Source organism: uncultured Granulicatella sp., from assembly GCF_963545075.1.
Classification (GTDB): domain Bacteria; phylum Bacillota; class Bacilli; order Lactobacillales; family Aerococcaceae; genus Granulicatella.
This window is the reverse complement of the sequence record NZ_CAUUHX010000001.1, coordinates 1-24,852: the sequence shown is the minus strand read 5'-3', so window position 1 is coordinate 24,852 and position 24,852 is coordinate 1. Positions and strand designations below refer to the sequence as shown.

Here is a 24,852-nt window from a genome sequence, read left to right as displayed (position 1 = left end):
CTCTTTAATTTTTGTGAAAGTTATTATACTAAAATTGATTCTAATCTTCTAAAAGAAAGGCTTGAAATACATTATTTCCTAAAAACTTCCCTTTATGTGTTAAAGCAATTCCTTCAGCTGTTAGCTGGATTAATTCCTGGTCTAATAAATCCTCGATTATTTCTTGATAAATATCATTAATATTTCTTCCAAATCTTCTCTTAAATTCTTGATTTGAAACTCCGGACATTTTTCTTAATCCTAAAAACATAAACTCTTCTATTTGAGATTTTTTACTTAATACATCCTTTTGTAAAACTGGAAGTTCAAAATTCCGTAATGGTTCTAAATAATGTTGAATTGGTCCACAATTTTGATAGCGTTCTTGATTTAAATAACCATGAGCACCCGCACCAAAACCTAAATACTCATCTGCTTTCCAGTAATGTAAATTATGTCTTGATTCAAAACCTGGTAGCGCATAATTACTAATTTCATAATGATGGCGTCCAAAACTTTCCATAGACTCCATGGCTAATTGAAACATATCTGCTTCCTCATCTTGCGATGGTAAAGGAAGCTTTCCTTGTCTCATTAAATTATAAAAGACTGTCTTTTGTTCTAAAATTAAAGAATAAATCGAATAATGTGGCAAGTCCAACTCCATTGCAATTTTTAAACTATCTTCAAAATCTTGAATCGTTTGTTGAGGCAGTCTAAAAATTAAATCGATACTGATATTTTCAAATCCTAGTTTTTGAGCATTTCCTATCGTTTGTAAAACTGTCTTTTTACTATGTTTGCGACCAATCTTCTTCAATAATTCATCATTAAAAGATTGAACTCCCATACTGATACGATTAACCCCATATTCTTTCATCACTTCTAAACGTTCCATTTGCCCATCGTCTGGATTTAATTCCATTGAAAATTCGCAATTTTTTTCTAGTGGTAAATAGCGATGAATTCCTTCAAATAAAGTTGCTAATTGCTTAGGTGTTAAAGTTGAAGGTGTTCCTCCCCCGATATATAACGTCTCTAAAGGAGAGATGGGGTGATCTTCTGCTCGTAATTGCATTTCTCTTACTAATAAATCAACATATTCATCAACCGGTTGTCCTTCAATAAATACTTTATTAAAATCGCAATAATAGCAAATATGAGAACAAAAAGGAATATGAATATAAGCTGCTCTTACTGCGTTCATTTGTCTCTCCTTATTCTTTTGGTTTATTTTCTCGAATTTGTTGAATCACTGCTTCATCCGGAGTAATATACGTATTTTGTTGTCCTTCATACACAACAAATCCTGGTTTAGATCCATTTGGCTTTCTAATTTTCGAAACAGAAACATAGTCTACAGGAACAGTTGCTGAATGACGGTATTTAGAATAGTACGCTGCCAACATGGCTGCTTGACCAATTGTTTCATCCGTTGGATTAGCTGATTCTACAATCACGTGTGACCCAGGAATATTTTGGGCATGTAACCATAAGTATTCTTTTTTCGCTTGTTTTAACGTTAAATTATCATTTTGTAAATTATTTCTACCTACTAAAATTCTTGTACCATCATTTGAATAGAAAACATATGGTTTTGAAGGTTTCACTTTTTGTTTTCCTTTTTTCAAAGCAGAACGTTTTAAATACCCATTTGCTACTAATTCTTCTCGAATAATTTCTAAGTTTTGCACGTCTGCTTCTTCAATTTGATATAACACTTGTTCTAAATATTGAATTTCTTGTTGAGTAAGTTCCTGTTGTTTTTCAATATGTTCAATTGAATTTCTCAATTTTTGATATTTTTTAAAATAAGCTTGCGCATTTTGAGAAGGTGTCAACCACGTAGACAATGGAATAGTTAGTAACTCATTATTGTCATAATAATTCTCCACTTGAATTTCAGTTTGTCCTTTATCAATCTGGTACAAGCAAGTATTTAACAACTCGCCTTTAATACGGTATTGTTCCGCTTTCTCACTTTTTTGTAAATCTTCTTCAAATTTAACGAGCTTTTCTCGATTTTTCTTTAATTCCGATTTCAACATTTGAAGTAAATTTCCAGCTAACTGTTGGATTTTTTCTTCCTGAACTTTATGAACATAATAAGCTGTTAATAATTCAGATAATGTTTCAAACGATTGATTTTCAGCATTTTGGAATGAGTAATATGGACATACTGTGAAGTAGCTTTTTCCATTAGATAATTTTGTCAAAGTTGGTGTTGGTTTCTCATTATTTTGTTCTAAAAACTTCCATAAACTTTCAGCAATTGTTTCATCAAACATCATAGAACGTTCAACAATTTCATTAGCAGTTAGCGTACTTATCCCTTGTACAAGACTCATTAATGATTTAGCAAGAGAATCTTCACCTAATCCCTTTGTTAATCTAGCATCTAGTACAAATAACGTCATTTCAAATGGATTCAGTTTCGTTTGATGCGGAGGTAATTGATAAGTAGCCCCTGGTTGTAAAGTACGATAAGTATTTTGACTTAGTGGAATTCGTTTTAAACAGTCAATTATTTGCTGGCTTCTTCGATCCACTAAGAAAACATTACTATGTTTTCCCATCATTTCAAGTGTCAAACGCCATTTCGCTTCATCTCCAAGTTCATCCCTTGTATCCACATCTAAATGAATAATACGGTCAGCACCAACTTGAGTAAAATCTTGAATAATCGCTCCTTCAAGATATTTTCTTAAAATCATACAAAAATTCGGAGCAATCTCAGGATTATCCCCTTTTTCAGTAATAAACTGGAAACGTGCCATCATAGGATGAGCACATAATAATAATAAATAATTTTTACGATTTGAACGAATCGTTAATTGAATTTCATAAGGAAGGGGCTGATGAATTTTACTAATTCTCCCTCCAATAATTTCTTTAGAAACTTCATCCGTCATCCATTTTGTAAATAAACCATCAAATGTCATAACTTCCTCCATATAGATAAAAAAATAGATTTGAATTTATCTAATTATAAATCCAAATCTATTATATTTTGTATCGTCGTTAGATTAGATTTTACTGTTAAACTCTACTCTATTGTAACGATTTTTGACTTAATTATCTACTGATATGATATAACTAAAAATACAATTAGCTTTATCATAATGTAGCTACGGCGCAAGCAGCCAGCAAAAGCTGTCTCATTGCTAAAAATCGAGCCTTGGTCTCGATTTTTCCGACAATAAATACCTAACAGGTATTTATTGTATCAGCTACTTTGAAAAGCTAATTGTATTTTTGACTAATGCTCATGAATTCTCGAAAAAATACGGTCTATTCTGTTTTAGATACGCAAATAAAAAGCTTTAAATTCTAGTCACCAGGTATTAAAAATCGATACTGTCGCCGAAATCAGTATAATAATCAAAGCAATACTTATAGATATTTTATACGGTTTTAGTACTGTTAAAAGATTCCTTAAAATTAACTTCTAAATATTATAATTAATCATTTTTCAAACGCTTTTTGACTTTCAAATAAATTAGTAGCAGTAAAATCAAATTCCATAACAATAATATTATATGACTAGAAGATATTGCTGATAATTTGAAACTTTCAGAAATAGCTTCAGAATAGATGTATGGTAATACCACAGGAAATACACGTTCAATATAGGGGATAACTAATATTGGAAATAGCAATAAAGTAGCTAACGCAGTCATCGAACTCTTAAAAAATAGAGTTAAATAATATGCAATCAAGAAACACAAAACGCTACTAAAAAGATAAGAGAAAAACTGTATTACGCTAACTTCTTTAATAGTTCCTTTAAAAATGAAGAAACTTACAATAACTAAAAATATTAAAACGGCTTGTAATACACAGTCTATCAACTCAGCAATAATAATTTTTTGTGTACTGTTATTTTTGTTTCCCGTTAATAAATAGACGATTTTAGATTCTGAGTTCTCGACTTCCATAGAGCCATTTATCAGACCACCTATCATAAATAAATAAGATGCAATTACCAAAATTTGATTATTGGATAGTATAATATTATTATCATTGATTTCAAATGTTATCAAACTAAGAATACAGATAAATAAAGTAAGCAAGAATTGAGTTAAAATTTGTATTTTCACTGCAATCAAACTATATTTTTTATACATAAGAGCATATATCATTTCATTCATGTTTCTCCTCCTTCTTATTTTTATACCAAGCTTTAATATACATCATTATAGTAACTATTAATCCTTGAGATAATAATAATAATAAACCATACACTTCTGAAGGATTGTTATTTTCTACTCTTCCAAATGCGAATGACTTAGCACCTGTTAACGGAAATAAATTTTCAAGCGTCGGAGAAACAACTCTCAATATACCTGATAAAGTTATAACAAGAATACTTACAATAATTATGACAGATGGAATAGGCTTTCTTGTTATCTGTACTAAAAACATTGAAAGCAATGTCAATGTTATGGAAAAGATAATAATTCTTAACGTTACTTCTAAAATAAGACCTATGTTAAGATAATTTTGTAAGGTTTCATCTAACATCGCATAGAGCATTCCACTATTGATTAAAGATAGAACAACTGTCAACGTACTGGATACAATTATTCCAGAGCAAATCTGACCTGTTAAAACCGTCTGCCATTTTGGTGTTAATAATTTAGTCAATGATTCCTGTCCAAATTTGTACTCCGTAGATAGAAGCAGTGCAAATAAGATTGGAAAAAATAAAATACTAGATTGGTAAGGAGATGATAATATCGCATCTCTAACTGTTTAAAACCCTGATAATTGACTAGTCGCATCTTCAAGTATAAGAATATCTGTATTCCCATTTGCTATCGCATTGATTACTTGAATATTTTGAAAGGTAAAGAATACACTAATTCCAATCACAATTGCTACTCCCCTCCAAAAGAGTGGCAATGAGAATATTTTGTATAATTCGCTACGAATATTTTTCATAAAGCATTCCCCCCATCTAATTTGTAATAGATTTAAAATAGGCTTCTTCAAAAGACCCATATTCGTCAAGAACATCTTTGCTACTACCATCAATTACTATCTTACCATTTGATAATCCAACAACTTTATCAACTGTAAGTTCTAATTCATTCATATAATGACTTGTGATTAAAACTATTTTACCGCCTCTAACAAATTCTCTTAGAAACTCTCTAACCCATCTAATTCCATCTGGATCGAGTCCATTAATGGGTTCATCCAAAATAAGTATTTTAGGATTTGCTAAAATAGCCGTAGCCAGCCCCAGCCTTTGTTTCATTCCAAGAGAGTAATCTTTTATCCTTTTATTTCCAACATCCTGAAGACCAACTAATTTTAAACATTCTAAACATCTCTGCTTGTCTATACCACTCGTTAAAGCAATCCATCTCAAGTGACTATAGGCTGTCCTTGTTGGATTAGGTTGAAAACTATCTAAAAATGCACCTACATATCTGAAGGGGTATTTTCCTAATTCTTCATAATTTTTTCCATCAAAAGTCGCCCTACCTTCGTCTGGTGAAACCAATCCTAGCAAAATTTTTATTAAAGTTGACTTACCAGACCCATTTGGACCAATTAATGCTGTTATTTCTCCCTCTTTTGCCGTAAACGAAACTTCTGAAAGAACACTCTTACTACTAAAACCTTTGCTAATTTTCTCAAATTGTATCATTTATCTTTTCCACCTTTTACAAATATTTTTTTGAAACTTAATCTTTATAATTGGTATACCATCAAATGCCACCCATAAATGCCATCTATATTTCATGTTATACAAAATAATTATCAGAAAAATATCAGAAATTCTAATTTTTATAAAAGTTTTTTTATTCTAGATTATCCTATTGTCAGGTACTAGGAATATAAGTAACAGACTGTAAATAAAAAAATCGCCACCTTAAACAAGATGACGAAAGTTTTTATCAATTTAAAGAGTGAAGATTTTACTAGTTAAAAACTAGCAAGATATAACTTTTTAAAACTAAATTTGCAAGATTAATAGCATAAAAATATTTGAACGCTAAAGGCTATACTGGTATAGAAATAGTGACAAGAGCACCGTTCTCAAAGTTACTCAACTTTACCTCTCCGCTATGAATTTTCGCTACCCGATTAACAAATGCTAATCCAATTCCGAAATGACTTCCTTGTTCTGAATTTGTTTCCTGATTGTCTTGATAGAAAAGTAAGCCGTATTTCTCAAGTATATTCTCCGAAAATGAAGAATCGCTATTCCAGACGGAAATGTAAAAATTATTATCTATTAATTGATATTCTACTCTTATGACTGGATAATTACTTGTGGAATGGTCAATCGCATTATTGATAATATTTAGAATAGCTCGTAGGAATAGGTTTAGATTAAGTGTTAAGTTAATAGAGATCGGTAGGCTATTTAAAAATTGGATTTTAGCCTTTTTGTCAGTACGTAACTTAATTTCTTGTTCAAATAATTCAACTAAGTAATCCGAGGAGAAACTCTCCCAATTGGAAGTATCATTATAGAATGTTTTAGAATAATTGATTAGTTGGTTAAAGTATTTATTAAGTTGTTGGCTAGCAAGTTCAATATCTCCTAAACATTGCCCGATATTTCCAGTAATATCCAAAGATTTTAAAAATTGAGCGTTTCCTTGAATAATTGTTAAAGGTGTTTTCAAATCGTGCGCTGCAGCTGAGACTTGAAACATCAGTTCCTTTTTTTGCTGTTTTTCAGATTGAATCATTTTATTTATCGTTAACTGCATTTCCTGAATTTTTTGTCTCGTTTCAATTAGTTCAATTAAAGTTAACTTAGCTGAGGATTGTTCATTAATATCCACCAGTAGACTTTGATTATAAACAATATTTGTTTCTTGCTTGATCTTTTCTAAAAGATTACTTATATTTTTAGCAATAATAGAAAATAAAATCAGACTAATGTAAATCCAAGAAATCGTGCTGAAATAGATGGTAAATGCTCCTGCATTTTTTTCAGTAATATTAGTAAATGCAGTAAATAACATTGGAAGAAAATAAAATAGAAAAAGACTAATAAGAAATTGTCTTAAAATCTTAAAGTATGTTTGTTTAATCAGTTGGTTAAAAGTCAGAGCGTTATCCACTGATAACCACCTCCCCAGATTGTTTTAATAGGATTAATTTCATAAGGTTTTAATTTTTGCCTGATTTGGTATACATACTCTGTAATTGACCTCCCCTGAGTTTCAGAATCATGAGGGTAAAGATAATCAAAGAGTTCTTCGTTTGAAAATATTCTATTAGGATTGCTGGAGAGTAACAAAATTAATTGAAATTCTCTTTTTGTAGTGGGAATATGTATATCCACAATTCTTAGTTCTTCTTTAATTTTATCAATTGTAAGAGGTCCAAACTGTAGAATCTCACTGGAATTATTATTGCGTACTTCTCGACGGATATGCATCTGTACTCTTGCCACTAGTTCAGGGATACTGAATGGCTTTGTGATATAGTCATCTGCACCAGATTGAATGCCATATACAATATCCTCTTCTAAATTTTTGGCTGTTAAAAATATGATTGGAACAGAAATAAATTCTCGGATATACTTACAGATTTCAATTCCACTATGAGGCATCATGATATCTAAAATAATTAAATCATAGCCGATAAAATGACAGATATCAATTTCTGGAATAGACGTTCGTGTGTCGACTAGAAAGTTTTTATTCTCTAGAACATTTTGAATAAGTCTTAAAATGGCAATATCATCATCTATGACTAGGACTTTATATTTCATAATTAGCTCTCCTTTGAAAATATTCAAACACATTCTAGCATAATTTATCAGTAGTACACAATTACGAAAATCAGTTTTAAACGTCCAATCTAAAATATTCGCAAAAAAAATTGGCTTTTCAATGTAGCTAAAACCCTATAAGTCATTTTTGACTTATAGGGTAGGAAAAATCGAGACCAAGGCTCGATTTTTAGCAATGAGACAGCTTTTGCTGGCTGCTTGCGTCCTTAGCTACATTAAGATAAAGCCATATTATCCCAGTTTATTTTGCAAGTAATTGTGCAATTTCAATAATCACATCACGTGCTTTTTCCATTGATTCTACAGCGACAAATTCATAACGTCCGTGGAAGTTTTCTCCTCCTGCAAAAATGTTTGGAGTTGGTAAGCCCATAAATGAAATTTTAGAACCGTCTGTACCGCCACGAATTGGTTCAATAATTGGCGTAATGGATAAGTTTTCCATTGCTTTTTGAGCAACTTCAACAGCTCTAAAGTCTTTTTCAATAATTTCAGCCATATTGTAATATTGATCTTTCATATCAATTGAAATGCGATTGCTATCTAATGATGCGTTTAGACGATCTGCAACTAATTGTAAATAAGCTTTTTTCGCTTCGAATAATGTACGATCATGGTCACGAATAATATAAACTAATTTTGCTTCTTCAACGACACCATTAGCATACATTAAGTGATAGAATCCTTCACGACCAGAAGTATGTTCTGGTACTTCAAATTCAGGTAAAGCATTTTGGAATTGACGTGCAAGTTCTAAGGCATTTACCATTGTATCTTTTGCAGTTCCTGGGTGAACATTTTTCCCTTGGAAAGTAATTTCAGCTTGAGCAGCATTGAAACTTTCGTATTCTAATTCTCCAACTGGTCCTCCGTCCATTGTATAGGCAAAGTCGCAGCCAAATTCTTCAACATCAAATAAATCCGCACCACGTCCAATTTCTTCATCTGGACCAAATGCTACACGAATTTTTCCGTGTTCGATTTCAGGATTTGCTAATAAGTATGCACCTGCTGTTACAATTTCACTAACACCTGCTTTATCGTCAGCTCCTAATAAAGTTGTACCATCTGTTGTAATTAATGTTTTACCAACATAATTTTTTAAATTAGGGAAATCTTTTGGTGATAAAACAAATTTTCCTTCTTTATCTAATACAATCGCTTCTCCATCATAATTTTCATGGAATTGAGGTTGTACATTACGAGCTTCAAAATCAGCTGTATCTACGTGAGCAATAAAACCAACAACTGGAACTTCTTTTGTAGTTGTAGCTGGAATTGTTGCTGTTACAAAGCTATTTTTAGGATTTAATCTTACATCTTGATAGCCTAATGCTACTAATTCTTCTACTAAGTCTTTTAAAAACTCTGTTTGACTTGGTGTTGATGGAACAGATGTGCTTGCTTCATCTGAACGAGTTTCTTTTTTTACATAACGAATAAAACGATCAACTAATTGATTTGGCATATTACATTCCTACTTTCTTCTTATAAAAATTCAAATGGATCCGTAAAAGTCGTACTTTTAATAACTTTTACATTCCAATTTTCTTCTTGATTCCATTGTACAAGCCAGTTCGCTAATTTTTCAATACAAACGACTTCAATATGATGCCCTGCATCCACTAATAACAATGGTGACTCTTGAATATCATGAGCGACATGATACGTAATGTCTCCTGTTACAAATGCATCTGCCCCTTTGCTGACAGCTGCTTGGTAAAAACTTCCACCAGAACCGCCTAAAACAGCAACTTTACGAATTTTATCTAATGAACGATTTCTTGGAGTAACAAAACGTAATCCTTTTAATTGGAATTGATTTTTTACATAAGTGACAAATTCATCTACAGATAATGCTTTAGATAATTGTCCAATACGTCCAATCCCTAGTATTTTTGCATCATTTTCTAATGTCCAGACTTCATAAGCTGGAACTTCATAAGGATGACTAGCTTTCATAGCACTAATAATAGCGTCTACTTGGTTTTCATAACAAATGATTTCTACTTTTTCCTCTGCCACTTGTTCTGGTTGATTCACTTGTCCAATAGCAGGATTTGCTCCTTCAGTTGGGGTGAAACGACCTACTCCACTCGTTGTAAAACTACATTCCTTATAACAATCACCAATTTGTCCTGCTCCTGCTTCATGCATTGCTTGTCGAACTGTGCTTGCTTGTTCTTTCGGTACAAACACGGCAATTTTCATTTGACGAAGTTTTCCTGTTGGAGATAGTACTTCTACATCTTCTAATTGCAGCACTTCACTTAACCAATCATTAACTCCACCTGAAACAACATCTAAGTTTGTATGAGCTGCATAAATAGCAATATCATGTTTTAAAATATCTTGATACATTTTATGTTGTGGATTTGTTAAATCAAATTGTTGTACAGGTCTAAAAATCGGCGGATGATGTGCAATAATTAAATCGACATTTTTTTCAATGGCTTCTTGAATGACAGAAGGACGAATATCTAAAGTCGTCATTACTACTTGGACTTCTTGATTCCAATCTCCAAAATGTAAGCCAATCGGATCTTTCCCCATTGCTAAAGATTTTGGAACTCTTTGTTCAAATTTACGAATAATATCTCTAACGGTTGGCATTGTCAATCAATCCTTTCAATTCAAGATATTGATGGTTAAATTTCTCTACTTTATCAGTTGGAATTTCTTTACTATTTTTCAATTGTGCTAAAATTTCTTCGATTTTACGCAACTGACGTTCCCATTTACGAATTACCAACTCTGTTGGCTTCTCTATTAATTTTGGACCAAATTTAATTTGAGTATCTGTTAATGTGGAAGATTCTTTTCTTTTTTCAGCTACAATAATTTCATATAAGCGATGATGATCTTCTACCACAACTTCTTCTAAAATTTCATAGTGATGTTCCACTAACCACTGTCTTAATAAATGTTCTGCAACATTTGGTTGTAATACTAATCTTTCTTTACCTGTTAAAGTACCCTTTACTCGACCTTGTTCTAAAATACGAGCAATTAATTCTCCACCCATTCCACAAATAGAAATGGCTGTAACTTCGTCTTCAGAAGTAACGACATCTAATCCATCTCCTAAACGAACAGAAATCTTATCATTTAGAACATAATCTTGAACCGTTTGTTGGGCAGACTCGAAAGGACCTTTTACAACTTCTCCAGCAATAGCGCTAGTGATCAATCCTTGCTGTATTGCATAAACCGGTAAATAAGCATGGTCAGAACCAACATCGCATAATAATGTCGTACCTTCTAAAAAAGAAGCAACTGTTTTTAGTCTTGGGCTTAATTCTACTGACATCTCTTACTCCTTTCTCACATTAAGAAATAAATAAAACTTTTACACCAATGCTCTTTAAATAAGCAACTGTTTCAGGATCAGCGGAATAATCCGTAATTAAATGCGTAATCATAGAACAATCTGCGGTATGGAAATTGGATTCCCTACCAACTTTTGCTCCTTCAGCTACAACAATTTTAGGACCATTCGTTCTCTCTAAAATAACACGGTTGACTGCCGTTTCAGGTAATGCTACAGTCGTAATTCCATTTTTATTGATACCACCGACCCCTAAAAAGCAAATATTCGCACGTGCTTTTGAAAACGAGTTAATGGCAAAATCTCCAACTAAAGATTTTTTTTGTTCAAAAATTTCTCCTCCACTTAACACAATCGAAGCTTTAGAAGAGGCCTTTTTGAAAATAGAACGACCATTATTTGTCAATATCGTAACATTCTCATCTGCTAAATAATTCAATAATAAAAAGGCTGTAGAACCAGAATTAATAAAGACCATATCATGTTCGCGAACTAAACCAGATGCTCGACGTGCAATATTTTTTTTAGTGGAATTATATTGTTTTTGTTCAATATTTTCTTTTTCAATCTTACCTGAAATATATTTTGCTCCACCATAAAAACGTTCAATCAATCCTTGATCTTCAAAACGTTGTAAATCTCGACGGATTGTAATTTCAGAAACTTCTAATCTTGATGATAATTCTTCTACAGATAATTGCCTATGTTCCTGCAATAATTTTAAAATTTCTTGTTGTCTCTTAAACACAACACCTTTGCTATTTTTCATTAGTATCCGTTCCTTTTTTCTCTATGAAGAACAGAGGAGAAGCCTTCATTGACGACTTCTCCATTGTTCATTGATTTTAGCGAATTTTTAATGATAATTCTTGTAATTGTTGTTCAGATACTGGACTTGGTGCTTGTGTCATCGTATCCATTGCTGAACCGTTTTTAGGGAATGCAATCACTTCACGGATATTATCTTCCCCAGCTAGTAACATAACTAAACGGTCTAATCCTAATGCAATTCCTCCGTGTGGTGGGAATCCATAATCTAATGCATCCATTAAGAATCCAAATTGTTCTTGTGCAGATTCTTTTGTGAATCCTAATACTTCAAACATTGCTTCTTGCATGTCTCTTCTATAAATTCTTAATGATCCTCCGCCTAATTCATATCCATTTAATACAATGTCATAGGCTTGAGCTTTAGCTTCTGCTGGATTTTCTAATAAAGCATTGAAATCTTCATTCACTGGACGAGTAAATGGATGGTGCATTGCTTGATAGCGATTTGCATCTTCGTCATATTCTAATAATGGCCAATCAACAACCCATAAGAAATTGAATTTAGTTTTATCAATTAATTCATGTTTTCTACCGAAGTGTAAACGTAATTCAGATAATGATTGTGCTACAACACTTGGTTTATCCGCACAGAAGAAAATAATATCTCCCACTTCTGCATCTAAACGTTCTCTTAATGCTGTTTCTTGGTTCACTAAGAATTTAGCGATTGGTCCTTTTAGTCCATCTTCTTCTACTTTCAACCAAGCTAATCCTTTTGCACCATATTTAGCGACAAATTGAGCTAAGCTATCTGCATCTTTACGAGAATATTCATCTGCTAATCCTTTTAAGTTTAAGGCTTTTACATGTCCACCATTTTCAACAACAGTACTGAACACTTTTAAGTCAGAATCTTTTACAATATCCGCTACATCGATTAATTCTAATGCAAAACGAGTATCTGGTTTATCATTACCATAACGGCTCATTGCTTCAACAAATGATAAACGAGGGAATGGAGTTGTTACTTCTACTCCTAATGTATCTTTCATGACTTTTTTCAATAAGCCTTCCATCATTTCTTGAATTTCTTCAGCTGATAAGAAACTTGTTTCAATATCGACTTGTGTAAATTCAGGTTGACGGTCTCCACGTAAATCTTCGTCACGGAAGCAACGAACGATTTGGTAGTAACGGTCTAAGCCCCCACCCATTAATAATTGTTTAAATGTTTGAGGTGATTGTGGTAAAGCATAGAAACTTCCTTCATGTACACGAGAAGGTACTAAGTAGTCACGAGCTCCTTCTGGAGTTGATTTTGCTAAGTATGGTGTTTCTACATCAATAAATCCTTCAGTATCTAAATATTCACGAATCGCACGAGTTGTTTTATGGCGTAAACGTAAGTTTTCTAATACAGGTTTACGACGCATGTCTAAATAACGATATTTCATACGTAATTCATCTGAAGCTACTTTATCATCTTCAATGTAAATTGGTGGAGTTTTAGCTTTTGCTAATAATTCAACATGGTGAACTTCTAATTCCATTGAACCTGTTTTTAAGTTTGGATTTGTTAATCCTTCACCACGTAAAGCAACAGTACCTGTTACTTCAATAACGTATTCTGGACGTAATGTGTCCGCAATTTCAAAAGCTGCTTGGTTATGTTGTGGATTAAATACAACTTGCATTACACCTTCACGGTCACGTAAGTCGATAAAAATAACCCCACCATGGTCACGACGTTTTTGTACCCAACCATGTAATGTAATTTCTTTTCCTACTAATTCTTCTGTAACTAATCCACAGTAAATTGATCTCTTTTTCATCCGAATCCCTACTTTCTATTTTCCAAAATATTCATCAATTGCTGTTGTATCCATTGTTGCTTGGCGGAATAGACTATCAAAATCTTCATATACATCTGCTAAGTCAACTTTTACTTCTTTACCAGTACTCATTACTTTTAGTGGAACTTGACGAGTCGCTAACTCTTCTTCTCCTAATGTAATGACAACTTTTGCTCCATATTTTTGAGCATTTTTAAATTGAGGTTTTGCTTTTCGACCGAAGAAATCACGATCTACAGAATAACCTTGTTGACGTAATGAAATAGAAAGTTTTAATACTTCCTCTTCTGTTTCTTCCCCTAAACCAACAATATAAGCATCTAATTCTTGTAAGTTAGGAATTTCTACTTGTTCATCTTTCATTAATAATACAAGTCTTTCCATTCCTAATCCAAATCCAAATCCAGGTGTTTCTGGTCCGTCTAACTCTTGAACAAGACCATCATAACGTCCTCCACCACAAATCGTAGTTTTAGCACCAAATGATTTTGAATCCGTCATAATTTCAAAAATCGTATCTTGATAATAATCTAATCCACGAACCATTGTTTCATCAATTTCAAATGGAATTTCTAAAGCTGTTAAATATTGTTGCACTTTTTCAAAGTGAGTACGTGCTTCATCAGATAAAAATTCTAAAATACGTGGTGCATTTTTAACGATTTCGATATCACGTTTATCTTTACTATCTAATACACGTAATGGATTTTTGTGAAGACGATTTTTAGAATCTTCACTTAATTCCTCTGCAAATGGTTCTAAATAATCAATTAAAGCTTGGCGGTATGCAATACGATCAGCTGTTTTACCAAGTGAATTAATCACTAAGCGCATATTTGATAATCCAAGTTCTTTTAATAAATCCCATGCCATTGCAATAGTCTCAACATCTGTTGCAGGATTTGTTGAACCGAATACTTCTACCCCTAATTGGTGGAATTGTCTTAAACGACCTGATTGTGGACGTTCATAACGGAACATTGGTGCCATATAATATACTTTATAAGGTTTCTTATGTTCTGGACCAAATAATTTATTTTCTACATAAGCACGAACGATAGCTGCAGTTCCTTCTGGACGTAATGTAATATGACGGTCACCCTTATCATAAAAATCATACATTTCTTTTGAAACGATATCTGAAGTGTCACCCACTCCACGGCTAAATAATTCATAGCTTTCAAACATTGGTGTACGCATTTCTTCAAATTGATAATCGCCTAAAATGATGCGAGCTGTTTCTTCAATATAGTGCCAAATTTTTATTTCCTCTGGTAATAAATCGGCTGTTCCTTTTGGTTTTTGAATCATTTTATCCCTACTTTCTATGTATAAAAAATGTGTAAAAAAAATCCTGACTCAATGAGTCAGGACGATTATTTCGTGGTACCACCTAAATTTGAACAGAGTTCCCTCTATTCCTCAACTAAATAACGGCTCTTTTGCCGGAATAACTTTGCATTATTCTCCTCCAGAGTGTCTTTCAATTCTCTCAGTCTTATGAGAAACTTTCAGCCACGATTTCTCTCTCTAATTGCTGCGAATCTACTTAGCTCCTTCACTGGATTTCCTATGAAATTGATACTAATTTACTAAAAAGTTAACCGTTTGTCAAGTAATGTGGATAGAATTGTTAACTTTTGATGATAAATCTTGTTTTTCTTATCCACCTACTCAGTTTTTATTTTTTCTCTACTAAATCTATTTTCTCCATCACTCGTCCCTCGTTTAACACAATAACATTCGAGCAAATCGATTCAATTAACGACTGATTATGACTAATAAATAGTATTGTCATATTTGTTTCTTCTTGAACTTTTTTCAATACTTTTATAACCTTTTCTTGATTCACATCATCTAATGAACTCGTTATTTCATCACAAATTAAGCACTCAGGTTGCGCTAAAATTGCCCTAGCAATCGCACATCTTTGACATTGTCCTCCAGATAATTGATGAGGATATTTTTCTAACCAAGCCAATTCTAACTCTAGGCTTGTAAATAATTCCTGTATCATTCGAATTCGTTCCGGATGACTTTTTATTCTTCGCATAAATCTTAACGGTTCTTCCAAGCTCTTCAATATTGTTTGATTCGGATTAAACGATAACAAGCTATTTTGGAATAAATACTGAACTCTTCTGTAATAGCTTTGTTTTTCAAAAACTAATAACTCTCTAAGCTCTTTTCCTTCAATCAAAATATTACCTTCGTATGGAATAAAGCCTGATAAAATCTTTGCAAGAGTTGTCTTTCCTGCTCCTGAATGACCCATTATTCCGGTTACTTCGTATTTTGGAATATCGACCGTAACGCTTTGAAGAATCGCATCATTACTTTGATAATGATTGGATACATTTTTCAATTGGAAAAATACTTTTTTTTCGACAGCAGTGTCTCGAACAAATGGAATTCTTTCTTGTAGTACTTCCTCTTTTCCTACAAAATGTCCCTCTTCTAAAGTTAATACTTTTGTACAAAATTGATAGGCTAATTCTTGTTGATGTGTCACCATAATGGTTGCTACTTTATGATGCTCAGCAACAGTAACGATTAATTGCATCATTTCCATTTGCAAAGGTGCATCTAATGCACTAAAGGGTTCATCAGCAATAATTAATTTCGGCTGATTGATAAAAGCCATCGCAATCATGACTCTTTGCAACATTCCTCCAGATAATTCGTGAGGATATAAGTGCAACACCTTTTCCTCTAATTGAACCATTTTTAGAGTTTCGATAATTTTTTGTGGTTCTGGTTGTACCATTAATTCTTTCAACTGTTGCCCGATTGTAAATAACGGGTCCAAACTATGTTGTCCATTTTGAAAAATGATTCCAATATCTTGCCTTAAATATTCTCTTCTCTTTTTACTTTCTAAATTCAACCAGTTTTCTTCTAAAAACTTCATTTCAGTCGCATTCATTATTACTTTTTGATGAATATTTCCAAGAATACATTCTAAAAAAGTCGATTTCCCAATTCCGGACTCACCAATAATCCCAATAACTTCGCCTTCTGCAATTGAAAAGTCTAAATTTTTGAGGACTAGTTCTTCTCCATATGAAGCATTTAATTGTTTGACGTCAAAAACTGTTGTTCCCATTAGTCTTTTACCAATTTATTTGTAATATGATAGAAATCAGATGGAGAGAGTTCAAAATGATGAATATAATTGTTCATTGCTCCATGTAAGTTAACAAATCCAATGTAGTCGACAACTGCTTCATCTCGTGCATAATCTTGGATTTCTGACACTTCGCTACGGATTTTAGCTGCATCTACTTCATGACCTAAGGTAGAAATTTTTTCATCTAACCATGAGTCTGAATTTTTAACATAATTTAAAGCTCCATCACTCGATAATGTTGCATCTAAGAAGTAGTGAGGATCTCCCGTTGGCAATGTTAATGCTGAAGCTAAAGCAATGTCATAATCTAATTGATTTAATCCATCTACTTTTTCTTGAATATCAATTTTCAAATCAATCCCCACTTGTTTGAGTTGTTGTTGCAGTGCTGTAGCAATTTTTTCGTTGGCTAATCTCTTATAAGTTTTTAGAACAATTTGTAATGGCTCATTTTGAGCATTCACTAAAATACCATCTGCATTTTTTGTTTGATAGCCAGCTTCTTCTAATAATTTTGTCGTCAATTCTGGTTGGTATTGTTTATTAGTAAATGTACCACTTGAATAAATACTAGAATCTAAAAAGGCACCATCTGCAGGAGTGACATGACCTTTTAAGAAGTCTTGTGTTAATTCTTGTTTATTAATCGCATGTAAAATTGCTTGACGAACTTTTTTATCTTGTAATCTTGCTTTATTCAATTCTAGATGATAGGTTCTTGTACTTGGTTGATTATACACTTGAACAGAATAATCTTTCATTAATGAATCAGCTACATCATCATTTAAATCTAATCCACCATCTACTTCTTTTGATTTAATTGCTAATTCCAATGTTTTTTGATCTGGAATTAATTGATAATGAACTTCTTTAATCGAAGCATTGCCAGCCCAATAATGAGTCGAAGCCGTTAATGAAATGGAATCATTTGGTTTAAATTCTGTCACTTCATAAGGACCTGTTCCTACAATCTTGTTCGTACTTGTGACATCTACAATAGCTGTTTTTGCATCCACCAATTCATGGATAAATTGAGGACTTGGTTTTTCAGTTTTTACTGTAAACGTTAATGCATCCTGTACTGTATACGTAGCTGTTTTAAAAATTTTTGCTGACTTATGATTTTCTCCTAATCTTTGAAGACTAGCAATAACCGCATCACTAGTCACAGGATTTCCATTTGAAAATGTAAGGTTTTCCTTTAAATGAATTTCCCACGTTTGATCATCAATCTTCTTATAAGAGGATGCTAACCATGGCTCTACATCAAACTCCTTCGTTAAACGGAATAATGTTTCACCAATTCCAAAACGAATGGTAAACCAACCTTCCCAATCTTTTGCTGGGTCAATGCCTGCTGTAAATTGAGAATCCCCTATTTTAAACGTTGAATTTTGCGGACTTTCTTGTTGTTGAGAGGTTGGCTGTACAGGTGCACATCCAACTAATACTGCTGCTGCAATAGTTAATAATATATTTTTTAATTTCATAAATTTCTCCCTTTCTTTTGAATCCAATGATGAATTCCGTTAAAAATAATAATCGTTATCGTAATTGCAAGTCCTGGTGCAATCATTAACCATGGTGCTTGTTCAAACGATAATCTTCCCTCATTTAGCATTGCTCCCCATTCTGGTTGAGGAACTTTTACACCTATCCCTAAAAAAGATAAAGTTGCTAAACTTAAAATAGTACTTGAAATATTGACGATCATATACGTCACTAATGGTTGTTGAATATTTTTTAAAATCGTCATCATCCGATACCAAAATGGAGCTCCTTGCATATACATCACTGTGACATATTCTCGAACTTTAAGTTTACGAATTTCTCCTCTTGTTAATTTTGCATAATAAGGCAAATAACTAATGACTAGCGCAATAACGCCATTTCTTAACCCTCCACCTAATACACCAGCTATCGTAATAGCTATGAGTAAACTAGGAATGGCTAATAGAATATCTACGATGTTCGTAATGATTCTATCAACCCATCCACCAAATAACGCTGATAATCCTCCTAAAAGTATTCCACCTAAATAAGATAAAGCAACGATTAAAACAGAAGCTCCAATCGAATATCTAGCTCCTACAATCACTCGAATAAAAACATCTCGACCAAAATCATCCGTTCCAAACCAATGACGAGCGTTTGGTGGACTTAAGATTTCACTTGCATTCATTGTTTCATAGTTAAGGAACACTGTACTCCACAATAGTAATACACATCCTATTAAGATGAGTGACATAACCCATTTTCTCTTATTGTTCATGATAACTCACCGCCTTTAATACGGATATCTGTTCGATTTTGTAATTCATCCGAAATTTGAGTGAGCACTATATATAAAAAGCTAATACAAACAACTATCATCTGAACAACTGGATAATCTCTTGAACTAATGCTATCCATTAATAACTTCCCAATTCCTGGCCAGTAAAAAATAGTTTCTACAACAACGACACCAGCCATTAAAGAACCAAATGATAGTAAAATAATCGTCACCATTGTAGGAAATATATTTTTCAATAAATGTCGTTGAAAAATTTTTGACTCTTCCATGCCACGATAATAAAGCACTTTAACATATTCCTGTTGTAATTCTTGTTCTAACAACGCAGAAAATTGTTGAATAAATTTTGCACTTACAGGAATCACAATCGTAATAATCGGCAATATTAATCCGATCCCACCTTGATTGGCTAATAATGGAACCCATTTTAATTGAACGCTAAAAACATACATTAAGAAATAACCAATGACGAAAGATGGTAATGACATCTTGAAAAATAAGATTAATTGAAAAAGTAATTTTACAATTTGGTTTTGACATCTTACCAAAAATATCGATAACGGAATGGAGATTCCTAATGAAATCACTAGAGTAATGATTGCCAATTGAATTGAATTCAAAGCGGCTGGAATGATTAATTTCTCAACCTTGATATCAGACATTAAACTCTTTCCAAAATCACCTTGGAGAAATTTAAAAAGCCAACTCCCATATTGTACAAGTAAAGGTTGATTCAGTCCCATTTCTTCACGCATAAGTGCAAGAGCTTCTGAAGAGACACGACCAGTCCCAGCAGACATTTTAACAGAAGCAGGATCACTAGGTGCTAAATGAATGAGTAAAAATACAAAAAATGAAATACCGACAAATAAGATAGATATGGTTAAAATTCTTTTCAAACCTTTAAACATTCACTACCACTCCTTACTTCTTAGCACATAGTAAGAACAAAGGTGTAGGATTATAAAATTCATCTTTTTCTAGATAAATTCTATGGCTAATCGTTCGATCAATTTGAAGAGAGTCAACTTCTTGGTTTAATAAATACTGCACATCCCATTGAGGTCTTACTTCACTAGAAATAGATAAACTTCTTTGAATCATTTCGCATTCTGATAAAGTATCTTGACTTAAATGATGATGCGCATGATGCTGTGGCAAATCACTCGTATCCGTCATACTCGAAGCACCATAATTTCCATCAATATTAATGAGTAAACCACCTTTTTTTAATACTCTAAGCCATTCATCATAAGCTTTAGGTACATCTGGTAATGTCCAAGTCACGTTTCTAGCAATGACGATATCAAAACTTTCATCTTTAAACTCAAGATTTTGAGCATCCATCACTAAAAATTGCGCATCAAACTTTTCCTGTTTCGCAAAAACAGTCGCTAAATGAATCATTTCCTTTGTTAAATCAATTCCAATGACTTCATGCCCTAATTGACTTAAAATGCCTGTAAAAAATCCTGTTCCGCAACCAATATCTAAAATTTTTAACGTTTGATTTTGTGGTAAATATTTGGCAAACTCTGTAATCCAACGAGATTTCAATGGACTATGAAATTCTCTTGTACGTTGCTCTAAAAAAGAAGTGCTTCGATTTGTCCAATAATTTTCAACTCGTTCATGGATAGTTTGTTCTTGTGTCATTACTGATCCTCCTTTACAACTTTGATACAAAACATCGGTGTTACTCCATAATTTAATTGTTCTTCATAATCCCAGACTAAATCTCCAAAATTTTCTTCCGCTTCTACTGAAATTCCTTCCTGTGAAGAAAAGTAATCGATATCCCATTGCGGTCTTTGCTGATACGTTAATGGCAATTGTTGCACAATCCAGTCCATTTTTTCCTCATCGACACCTTCACCTTGCCAATAATCTTCTAGCTTTTCTTCTATCGCTTTTTGACGCTTTGCTTCAAATTCTTTTTCTAGTGATTCATTTTGTAGAAATGCATACCAATTTGCATCGAAAATAAATAAAGCTCCATTCGGTTTCAATACTTTTAACCATTCTGAATAAGCTTGTTGAGGTTTTTCTAAATTCCACGTTAAATTTCGACTAACAATGATATCAAAACTTTCTGGCTGAAACTCTAAATTTTGAGCATCCATTTGTATGAGTTGAATACTTGAATTTTCCTTGCTATATGTTTGTATATTCTCTTTGGCAACTTCAAGCATTTTATACGAGTAATCAACACCAGTGATATTGCTATATCCCAATTCTTCTAAAATAATTGTAAAAAATCCAGGGCCAGTTCCTATATCCAAAACTTTTAGATTTTGATTTGCTGGTAACAATCGTTTGAATTGTTTTTTCCATCTTTCTCTTTGAATGCCCTCTAATTCTTTTCGATTCACTTTGGAATATCCTGAGTAACGATGATTCCAATAATGTTGTATTTCTTCTAACAGGTTCACATTTGTTACTCCCTTTTTATCTTACTTTTGCAATTTCTGTTACAAGTTTATCAAAGAGTTTTTAAATTAATGTTAACAAATAATCACATCAGAATACTATTTTTCATTTGGACGGATGTTAACAAAAAAAAGAATTCCAGATTAAATCTGAAATTCTTCTTAATTCATCACTTTTATCGTAATTTTTCTTCGACCGAAGTCCATTGCTTGTTGTACTTCCGGATAATGTAAATCAATTCGATTCCCTTTGATATCTCCACCAGTATCCCCTGCAATCGCAATCCCATATCCTGGTACTTCCACTAAAGTACCTAAAGGAATTTGAGAAGGATCTACTGCAATGACATTAGGATTCGATCTTAAATCAATCCCCATTGCTGTATAATTACTTAACCCAGGTTGTTTATAAGAATAAGCTGTTGCTTCTGCTGCGAATTCTTTTCCACTTGATGTAGATTTTACTTCATTTGAAACTACTTGACTCTTAGAAGAAGTCTCAGTAGTCCCTTTAGATTCAATTTTATTCTCAGCAGTTGAAGCTTTGGCTTCAGAGGAAGTAACTGGTTTTGTTTCTTGAACTACTTCTTCTTTTTTCTTCTCCTCCGGAGCATGATGATTTGTTGGTTCAGGATTTTCACTTAATTGTTGAACTTTACTTTCTTTTTCATTAATGGCAAACAATGCATCTTTATTATTCGCAAGATTTTGTTTTAACACTTGAATACTATCCGCATAAAGTGTAGATTCTGTTTCTAAATCGACTTGTTTTTTTAATAAACTTTCTTCTGTATTTCTTAATTCCTTTTGCGAATTTTCTAATGTTTGAACTTCTTTATGATAATTTTGAATCGTTAATATATCCGATTTGAATAACTCTTGAATCACGATTAATCGGTGAAAGAAATCCGAAATACTTGTTGCTTGAAGCAGTTGAACAAATCGTTGATAAATTACTCCACTTGATTGCAAAGCGACCATTCTTTCTTTTACGACTGTTTCTTTTTCTGCTAATTTTTCTTGTTGTTCGATTATTTGAAGTTCTAATTCTTTTTGATTGGATTTCAATTCTTTTAAGTCTTGTTTCAAACTTTCAACTTGTCTATATTTCTCATTCGCAAAATTTAATTTTTGAGAAATTTCCTGTTCTAATTGTTGAATCGATTCTTGAGAAATTTCTTGCGCATGAATGGACATTGGAAAACTAGTTAAAAATAAACAAGCCATTCCACTAATAATCATGCTTTTTCTTAATCGTTTATCCAGTATCCTTCACCACACTTTCTCCATCGTATTCTCCATTATATAATTTGGATATAAAAAAAACGTAACAACCGTATTACAGTGTTGTTACGTTTTACCCTTGATCTTTATTGATTCGAAACTTTTTTGAACGAGAAACCATTCATTTTCTCTAATACTAAAATACAAATGAATAAAATTATTATCAAAATAGGAATAATGGTTAACCCCATACTCCCACTTAATTGAGCATTTTGAATATTTTGAGGCAATCTTCCCGTTAAAATCTCAACTGAACGTAAATAAGTAAAAGGAATAATATGTGCTACTTTTTGGAAAGGTTCAATTGCATTTATACCAAAGACAAAACCCACGATTGAAATTAATGAGATAAATAAAGAAACTGTCTTTTGTTTGAAAAAGAAACTAATCAAATAGACTACTTCAGCAATAACGATAAATACTAGAAATTCTAACACTAAACTCCTAAATAATATATCCTGTATTTTAACAATAACTATCTCTTGCTTCACCAAATCAAAAATTGGAAAAGGATATTCTAAAGTTCCTAACCCTTGATTAAAAACGCCTAAAATTAATGAAATTCCACAAATTGCTAAAAATACACCCATTACATACACAACACCTACTCCAAGAGAGCTAATAGCAAACTTCACTTTTGAAAAAGGAAGTAACTTAGCGGTATCCAAATTACCTTTAAATCGATCTGTAAATAGTTGTGTTAACATAAAAATGATTGAAATTAAAAATATAGTTGGAATAATAGTAACCAGCGTCCATATTACTTGATCAATGCCATAAGTTGGGAAATCTAAATGATGAGCCTTAATATTTAATGGGGATAAAGCTTCATACACCTTCCATTCACGATATACTGCCTGTTTTAATTCCGCACTAGTATGAGATTCTTTTGAAATTCTTCCGAAAATTTTTTCTTCATATTTTGCTTGTAAAGCATAAGCCTCTTTCCACTTTTGTTGTTCTAATAAAGATAAAATTTCTTTTCTTTCCTCTAATTGATTCTGTTTCAATTCTAAATTTTTCTTTGTAAACTGATATTTTTCTGATTCACTATCTGTCTCTTTAGATAAAGTATCTTCATTTTCTTTAATCAGTTGTTCATTTTCTACAATATTACTTTGTAGTTGACTTTCTAAACTAAGAGTCTGTGCCGTTCTACTATTTAAATAAAATGCAATACTGATTACAATTGCTAGCATTGCAACTATAATGACATTCAATCGACTTTTAAAAACTTTTTTCACTAAAAATAAACTAAAATGTTTCATCATTGTACCTCTTCTATGCGACAATTTTCAATTTTTACAATTTTGTCACAAACATTCATCAATTCTTCTTTGTAGTGAGAACTTATAATAATCAGTTGTTGTGAATGGATTTCTGTTAATCGATTGAAGAACTTAGTACGATAATACTCGTCTAAACCATTTGTAATTTCATCCATTAACCAACACTCTGCTTGACTCATAAAGTACATTGCTATTAATAATCTTTGTTTCATACCTAGTGAATACTTCCGAATAGGTAAATGAATATAGTCAGACATTTCCCAATACTCAATTTCATGTTCTAAATTTTGAGAAGAATTCCAAACATTTTTGATATAAAGTAAATAATCGATTCCACTCAGATTTCCATCAAACCATTCAATCGTTTCATAATAAAATAGCGAAGAAAGAGCTATAATATTTCCACTATTTACTGAAATTAACTGGCTGATTGCACGAAATAATGTAGTTTTTCCAGAACCATTAATCGCAACCATTCCATATATATTTCCCTTTTCAAAGGTAAAATCTATATCCTTTAAAATCATTTCTCTTGTTTTTAGACGAACTTGATTCAGTGTAATCATACAAATCCCCACTTTTAACTAATTTACATTATGCAATGATATCGTTTTCATTTTATCATTTGATATCATTTTTTACAATAGGAAAATTATCAGCCTCTTATATCTTCTCTAAGAAACACAAACATTTGTGACACGAACCAGTGTCAATACAACTTGTGGGAC

At 32.4% G+C, this 24,852-nt stretch carries 23 protein-coding genes; all 23 read right to left on the bottom strand.

Going from position 1 to position 24,852, the window contains the following annotated elements:
• Positions 1 to 40: 40 nt before the first annotated feature.
• The gene (hemW, locus tag RWZ86_RS00120; RefSeq protein ID WP_314678962.1) at positions 41 to 1,186 is read right to left on the bottom strand and encodes a radical SAM family heme chaperone HemW; all 1,146 of its coding nucleotides are present in this window, start codon (positions 1,184 to 1,186) and stop codon (positions 41 to 43) included.
• A 10-nt stretch (positions 1,187 to 1,196) separates the two neighbouring features.
• A complete protein-coding gene (locus tag RWZ86_RS00115; RefSeq protein ID WP_314678960.1) occupies positions 1,197 to 2,921 on the bottom strand; it encodes an NFACT RNA binding domain-containing protein in 1,725 nt (574 codons plus the stop codon).
• A 519-nt stretch (positions 2,922 to 3,440) separates the two neighbouring features.
• Complete coding sequence (locus RWZ86_RS00110) at positions 3,441 to 4,130, bottom strand: hypothetical protein (protein ID WP_314678958.1); 690 nt, start codon at positions 4,128 to 4,130, stop codon at positions 3,441 to 3,443.
• Complete coding sequence (locus RWZ86_RS00105; protein WP_314678956.1) at positions 4,123 to 4,626, bottom strand: hypothetical protein; 504 nt, start codon at positions 4,624 to 4,626, stop codon at positions 4,123 to 4,125. The genes RWZ86_RS00110 and RWZ86_RS00105 overlap by 8 nt, the downstream gene beginning before the upstream one ends.
• A gap of 108 nt (positions 4,627 to 4,734) precedes the next feature.
• Positions 4,735 to 4,923: a hypothetical protein gene (locus RWZ86_RS00100; protein ID WP_314678954.1), complete on the bottom strand. Its 189-nt coding sequence runs from the start codon at positions 4,921 to 4,923 to the stop codon at positions 4,735 to 4,737.
• 16 nt (positions 4,924 to 4,939) lie between these two features.
• Positions 4,940 to 5,638, bottom strand: coding sequence for an ATP-binding cassette domain-containing protein (locus tag RWZ86_RS00095; RefSeq protein ID WP_314678952.1), 699 nt, complete (start codon positions 5,636 to 5,638; stop codon positions 4,940 to 4,942).
• A gap of 355 nt (positions 5,639 to 5,993) precedes the next feature.
• Positions 5,994 to 7,070, bottom strand: coding sequence for a HAMP domain-containing sensor histidine kinase (locus RWZ86_RS00085; RefSeq protein WP_314678949.1), 1,077 nt, complete (start codon positions 7,068 to 7,070; stop codon positions 5,994 to 5,996).
• On the bottom strand, positions 7,055 to 7,726 hold the full coding sequence (locus RWZ86_RS00080) for a response regulator transcription factor (RefSeq protein WP_314678947.1): 672 nt from the start codon (positions 7,724 to 7,726) through the stop codon (positions 7,055 to 7,057). Before RWZ86_RS00080 ends, RWZ86_RS00085 begins: the two co-directional genes overlap by 16 nt.
• A 262-nt stretch (positions 7,727 to 7,988) precedes the next feature.
• On the bottom strand, positions 7,989 to 9,215 hold the full coding sequence (gene pepT, locus RWZ86_RS00075) for a peptidase T (RefSeq protein ID WP_314678945.1): 1,227 nt from the start codon (positions 9,213 to 9,215) through the stop codon (positions 7,989 to 7,991).
• Positions 9,216 to 9,235: 20 nt separating this feature from the next.
• Entirely contained in the window at positions 9,236 to 10,360 is a 1,125-nt protein-coding gene (locus tag RWZ86_RS00070) for a Nif3-like dinuclear metal center hexameric protein (RefSeq protein ID WP_314678943.1), read from the bottom strand.
• Positions 10,347 to 11,057 (bottom strand): class I SAM-dependent methyltransferase, encoded by a 711-nt coding sequence (locus RWZ86_RS00065; protein WP_314678941.1) that lies wholly within the window; start codon positions 11,055 to 11,057, stop codon positions 10,347 to 10,349. The genes RWZ86_RS00070 and RWZ86_RS00065 overlap by 14 nt, the downstream gene beginning before the upstream one ends.
• A gap of 19 nt (positions 11,058 to 11,076) precedes the next feature.
• Positions 11,077 to 11,844, bottom strand: a complete 768-nt coding sequence (locus tag RWZ86_RS00060; protein ID WP_314678939.1) for a DeoR/GlpR family DNA-binding transcription regulator — start codon at positions 11,842 to 11,844, stop codon at positions 11,077 to 11,079.
• Between the two features lie 76 nt (positions 11,845 to 11,920).
• Entirely contained in the window at positions 11,921 to 13,678 is a 1,758-nt protein-coding gene (aspS, locus tag RWZ86_RS00055; protein ID WP_314678937.1) for an aspartate--tRNA ligase, read from the bottom strand.
• Positions 13,679 to 13,693: 15 nt separating this feature from the next.
• Positions 13,694 to 15,010, bottom strand: a complete 1,317-nt coding sequence (gene hisS / locus RWZ86_RS00050) for a histidine--tRNA ligase (protein ID WP_314678935.1) — start codon at positions 15,008 to 15,010, stop codon at positions 13,694 to 13,696.
• A 370-nt stretch (positions 15,011 to 15,380) separates the two neighbouring features.
• Positions 15,381 to 16,805, bottom strand: coding sequence for an ATP-binding cassette domain-containing protein (locus RWZ86_RS00045; RefSeq protein WP_314678933.1), 1,425 nt, complete (start codon positions 16,803 to 16,805; stop codon positions 15,381 to 15,383).
• A complete protein-coding gene (locus RWZ86_RS00040; RefSeq protein ID WP_314678930.1) occupies positions 16,805 to 18,319 on the bottom strand; it encodes an ABC transporter substrate-binding protein in 1,515 nt (504 codons plus the stop codon). The genes RWZ86_RS00045 and RWZ86_RS00040 overlap by 1 nt, the downstream gene beginning before the upstream one ends.
• Positions 18,316 to 19,077: an ABC transporter permease gene (locus RWZ86_RS00035; protein ID WP_314678927.1), complete on the bottom strand. Its 762-nt coding sequence runs from the start codon at positions 19,075 to 19,077 to the stop codon at positions 18,316 to 18,318. The genes RWZ86_RS00040 and RWZ86_RS00035 overlap by 4 nt, the downstream gene beginning before the upstream one ends.
• 20 nt (positions 19,078 to 19,097) lie before the next feature.
• Positions 19,098 to 20,033 carry an ABC transporter permease gene (locus tag RWZ86_RS00030; protein WP_314678924.1) on the bottom strand — a complete coding sequence of 312 codons (936 nt, stop codon included), beginning with the start codon at positions 20,031 to 20,033 and terminating at the stop codon, positions 19,098 to 19,100.
• A 13-nt stretch (positions 20,034 to 20,046) separates the two neighbouring features.
• Positions 20,047 to 20,778, bottom strand: a complete 732-nt coding sequence (locus RWZ86_RS00025) for a class I SAM-dependent methyltransferase (RefSeq protein ID WP_314678921.1) — start codon at positions 20,776 to 20,778, stop codon at positions 20,047 to 20,049.
• Positions 20,778 to 21,554 carry a class I SAM-dependent methyltransferase gene (locus RWZ86_RS00020; protein ID WP_314678919.1) on the bottom strand — a complete coding sequence of 259 codons (777 nt, stop codon included), beginning with the start codon at positions 21,552 to 21,554 and terminating at the stop codon, positions 20,778 to 20,780. The genes RWZ86_RS00025 and RWZ86_RS00020 overlap by 1 nt, the downstream gene beginning before the upstream one ends.
• A 159-nt stretch (positions 21,555 to 21,713) precedes the next feature.
• Entirely contained in the window at positions 21,714 to 22,793 is a 1,080-nt protein-coding gene (locus RWZ86_RS00015; RefSeq protein ID WP_314678918.1) for a 3D domain-containing protein, read from the bottom strand.
• 128 nt (positions 22,794 to 22,921) lie between these two features.
• Positions 22,922 to 24,103, bottom strand: coding sequence for an ABC-2 transporter family protein (locus tag RWZ86_RS00010; protein WP_314678915.1), 1,182 nt, complete (start codon positions 24,101 to 24,103; stop codon positions 22,922 to 22,924).
• Entirely contained in the window at positions 24,103 to 24,690 is a 588-nt protein-coding gene (locus RWZ86_RS00005) for an ABC transporter ATP-binding protein (protein ID WP_314678913.1), read from the bottom strand. The genes RWZ86_RS00010 and RWZ86_RS00005 overlap by 1 nt, the downstream gene beginning before the upstream one ends.
• Positions 24,691 to 24,852: the final 162 nt, after the last annotated feature.

Excerpts from the sequence above, each read along its gene's own strand:
- RWZ86_RS00080 (WP_314678947.1), bottom strand. The coding sequence starts at position 7,726 with ATGAAATATAAAGTCCTAGTCATAGATGATGATATTGCCATTTTAAGA.
- RWZ86_RS00110 (WP_314678958.1), bottom strand. The coding sequence starts at position 4,130 with ATGAATGAAATGATATATGCTCTTATGTATAAAAAATATAGTTTGATT.
- hemW (WP_314678962.1), bottom strand. The coding sequence starts at position 1,186 with ATGAACGCAGTAAGAGCAGCTTATATTCATATTCCTTTTTGTTCTCAT.
- RWZ86_RS00010 (WP_314678915.1), bottom strand. The coding sequence starts at position 24,103 with ATGAAACATTTTAGTTTATTTTTAGTGAAAAAAGTTTTTAAAAGTCGA.
- RWZ86_RS00065 (WP_314678941.1), bottom strand. The coding sequence starts at position 11,057 with ATGTCAGTAGAATTAAGCCCAAGACTAAAAACAGTTGCTTCTTTTTTA.
- RWZ86_RS00035 (WP_314678927.1), bottom strand. The coding sequence starts at position 19,077 with ATGTCACTCATCTTAATAGGATGTGTATTACTATTGTGGAGTACAGTG.
- RWZ86_RS00030 (WP_314678924.1), bottom strand. The coding sequence starts at position 20,033 with ATGTTTAAAGGTTTGAAAAGAATTTTAACCATATCTATCTTATTTGTC.
- RWZ86_RS00100 (WP_314678954.1), bottom strand. The coding sequence starts at position 4,923 with ATGAAAAATATTCGTAGCGAATTATACAAAATATTCTCATTGCCACTC.
- RWZ86_RS00040 (WP_314678930.1), bottom strand. The coding sequence starts at position 18,319 with ATGAAATTAAAAAATATATTATTAACTATTGCAGCAGCAGTATTAGTT.
- RWZ86_RS00060 (WP_314678939.1), bottom strand. The coding sequence starts at position 11,844 with ATGAAAAATAGCAAAGGTGTTGTGTTTAAGAGACAACAAGAAATTTTA.
- aspS (WP_314678937.1), bottom strand. The coding sequence starts at position 13,678 with ATGAAAAAGAGATCAATTTACTGTGGATTAGTTACAGAAGAATTAGTA.
- pepT (WP_314678945.1), bottom strand. The coding sequence starts at position 9,215 with ATGCCAAATCAATTAGTTGATCGTTTTATTCGTTATGTAAAAAAAGAA.
- hisS (WP_314678935.1), bottom strand. The coding sequence starts at position 15,010 with ATGATTCAAAAACCAAAAGGAACAGCCGATTTATTACCAGAGGAAATA.
- RWZ86_RS00115 (WP_314678960.1), bottom strand. The coding sequence starts at position 2,921 with ATGACATTTGATGGTTTATTTACAAAATGGATGACGGATGAAGTTTCT.
- RWZ86_RS00025 (WP_314678921.1), bottom strand. The coding sequence starts at position 20,778 with ATGACACAAGAACAAACTATCCATGAACGAGTTGAAAATTATTGGACA.
- RWZ86_RS00045 (WP_314678933.1), bottom strand. The coding sequence starts at position 16,805 with ATGGGAACAACAGTTTTTGACGTCAAACAATTAAATGCTTCATATGGA.
- RWZ86_RS00095 (WP_314678952.1), bottom strand. The coding sequence starts at position 5,638 with ATGATACAATTTGAGAAAATTAGCAAAGGTTTTAGTAGTAAGAGTGTT.
- RWZ86_RS00015 (WP_314678918.1), bottom strand. The coding sequence starts at position 22,793 with ATGATTATTAGTGGAATGGCTTGTTTATTTTTAACTAGTTTTCCAATG.
- RWZ86_RS00005 (WP_314678913.1), bottom strand. The coding sequence starts at position 24,690 with ATGATTACACTGAATCAAGTTCGTCTAAAAACAAGAGAAATGATTTTA.
- RWZ86_RS00070 (WP_314678943.1), bottom strand. The coding sequence starts at position 10,360 with ATGCCAACCGTTAGAGATATTATTCGTAAATTTGAACAAAGAGTTCCA.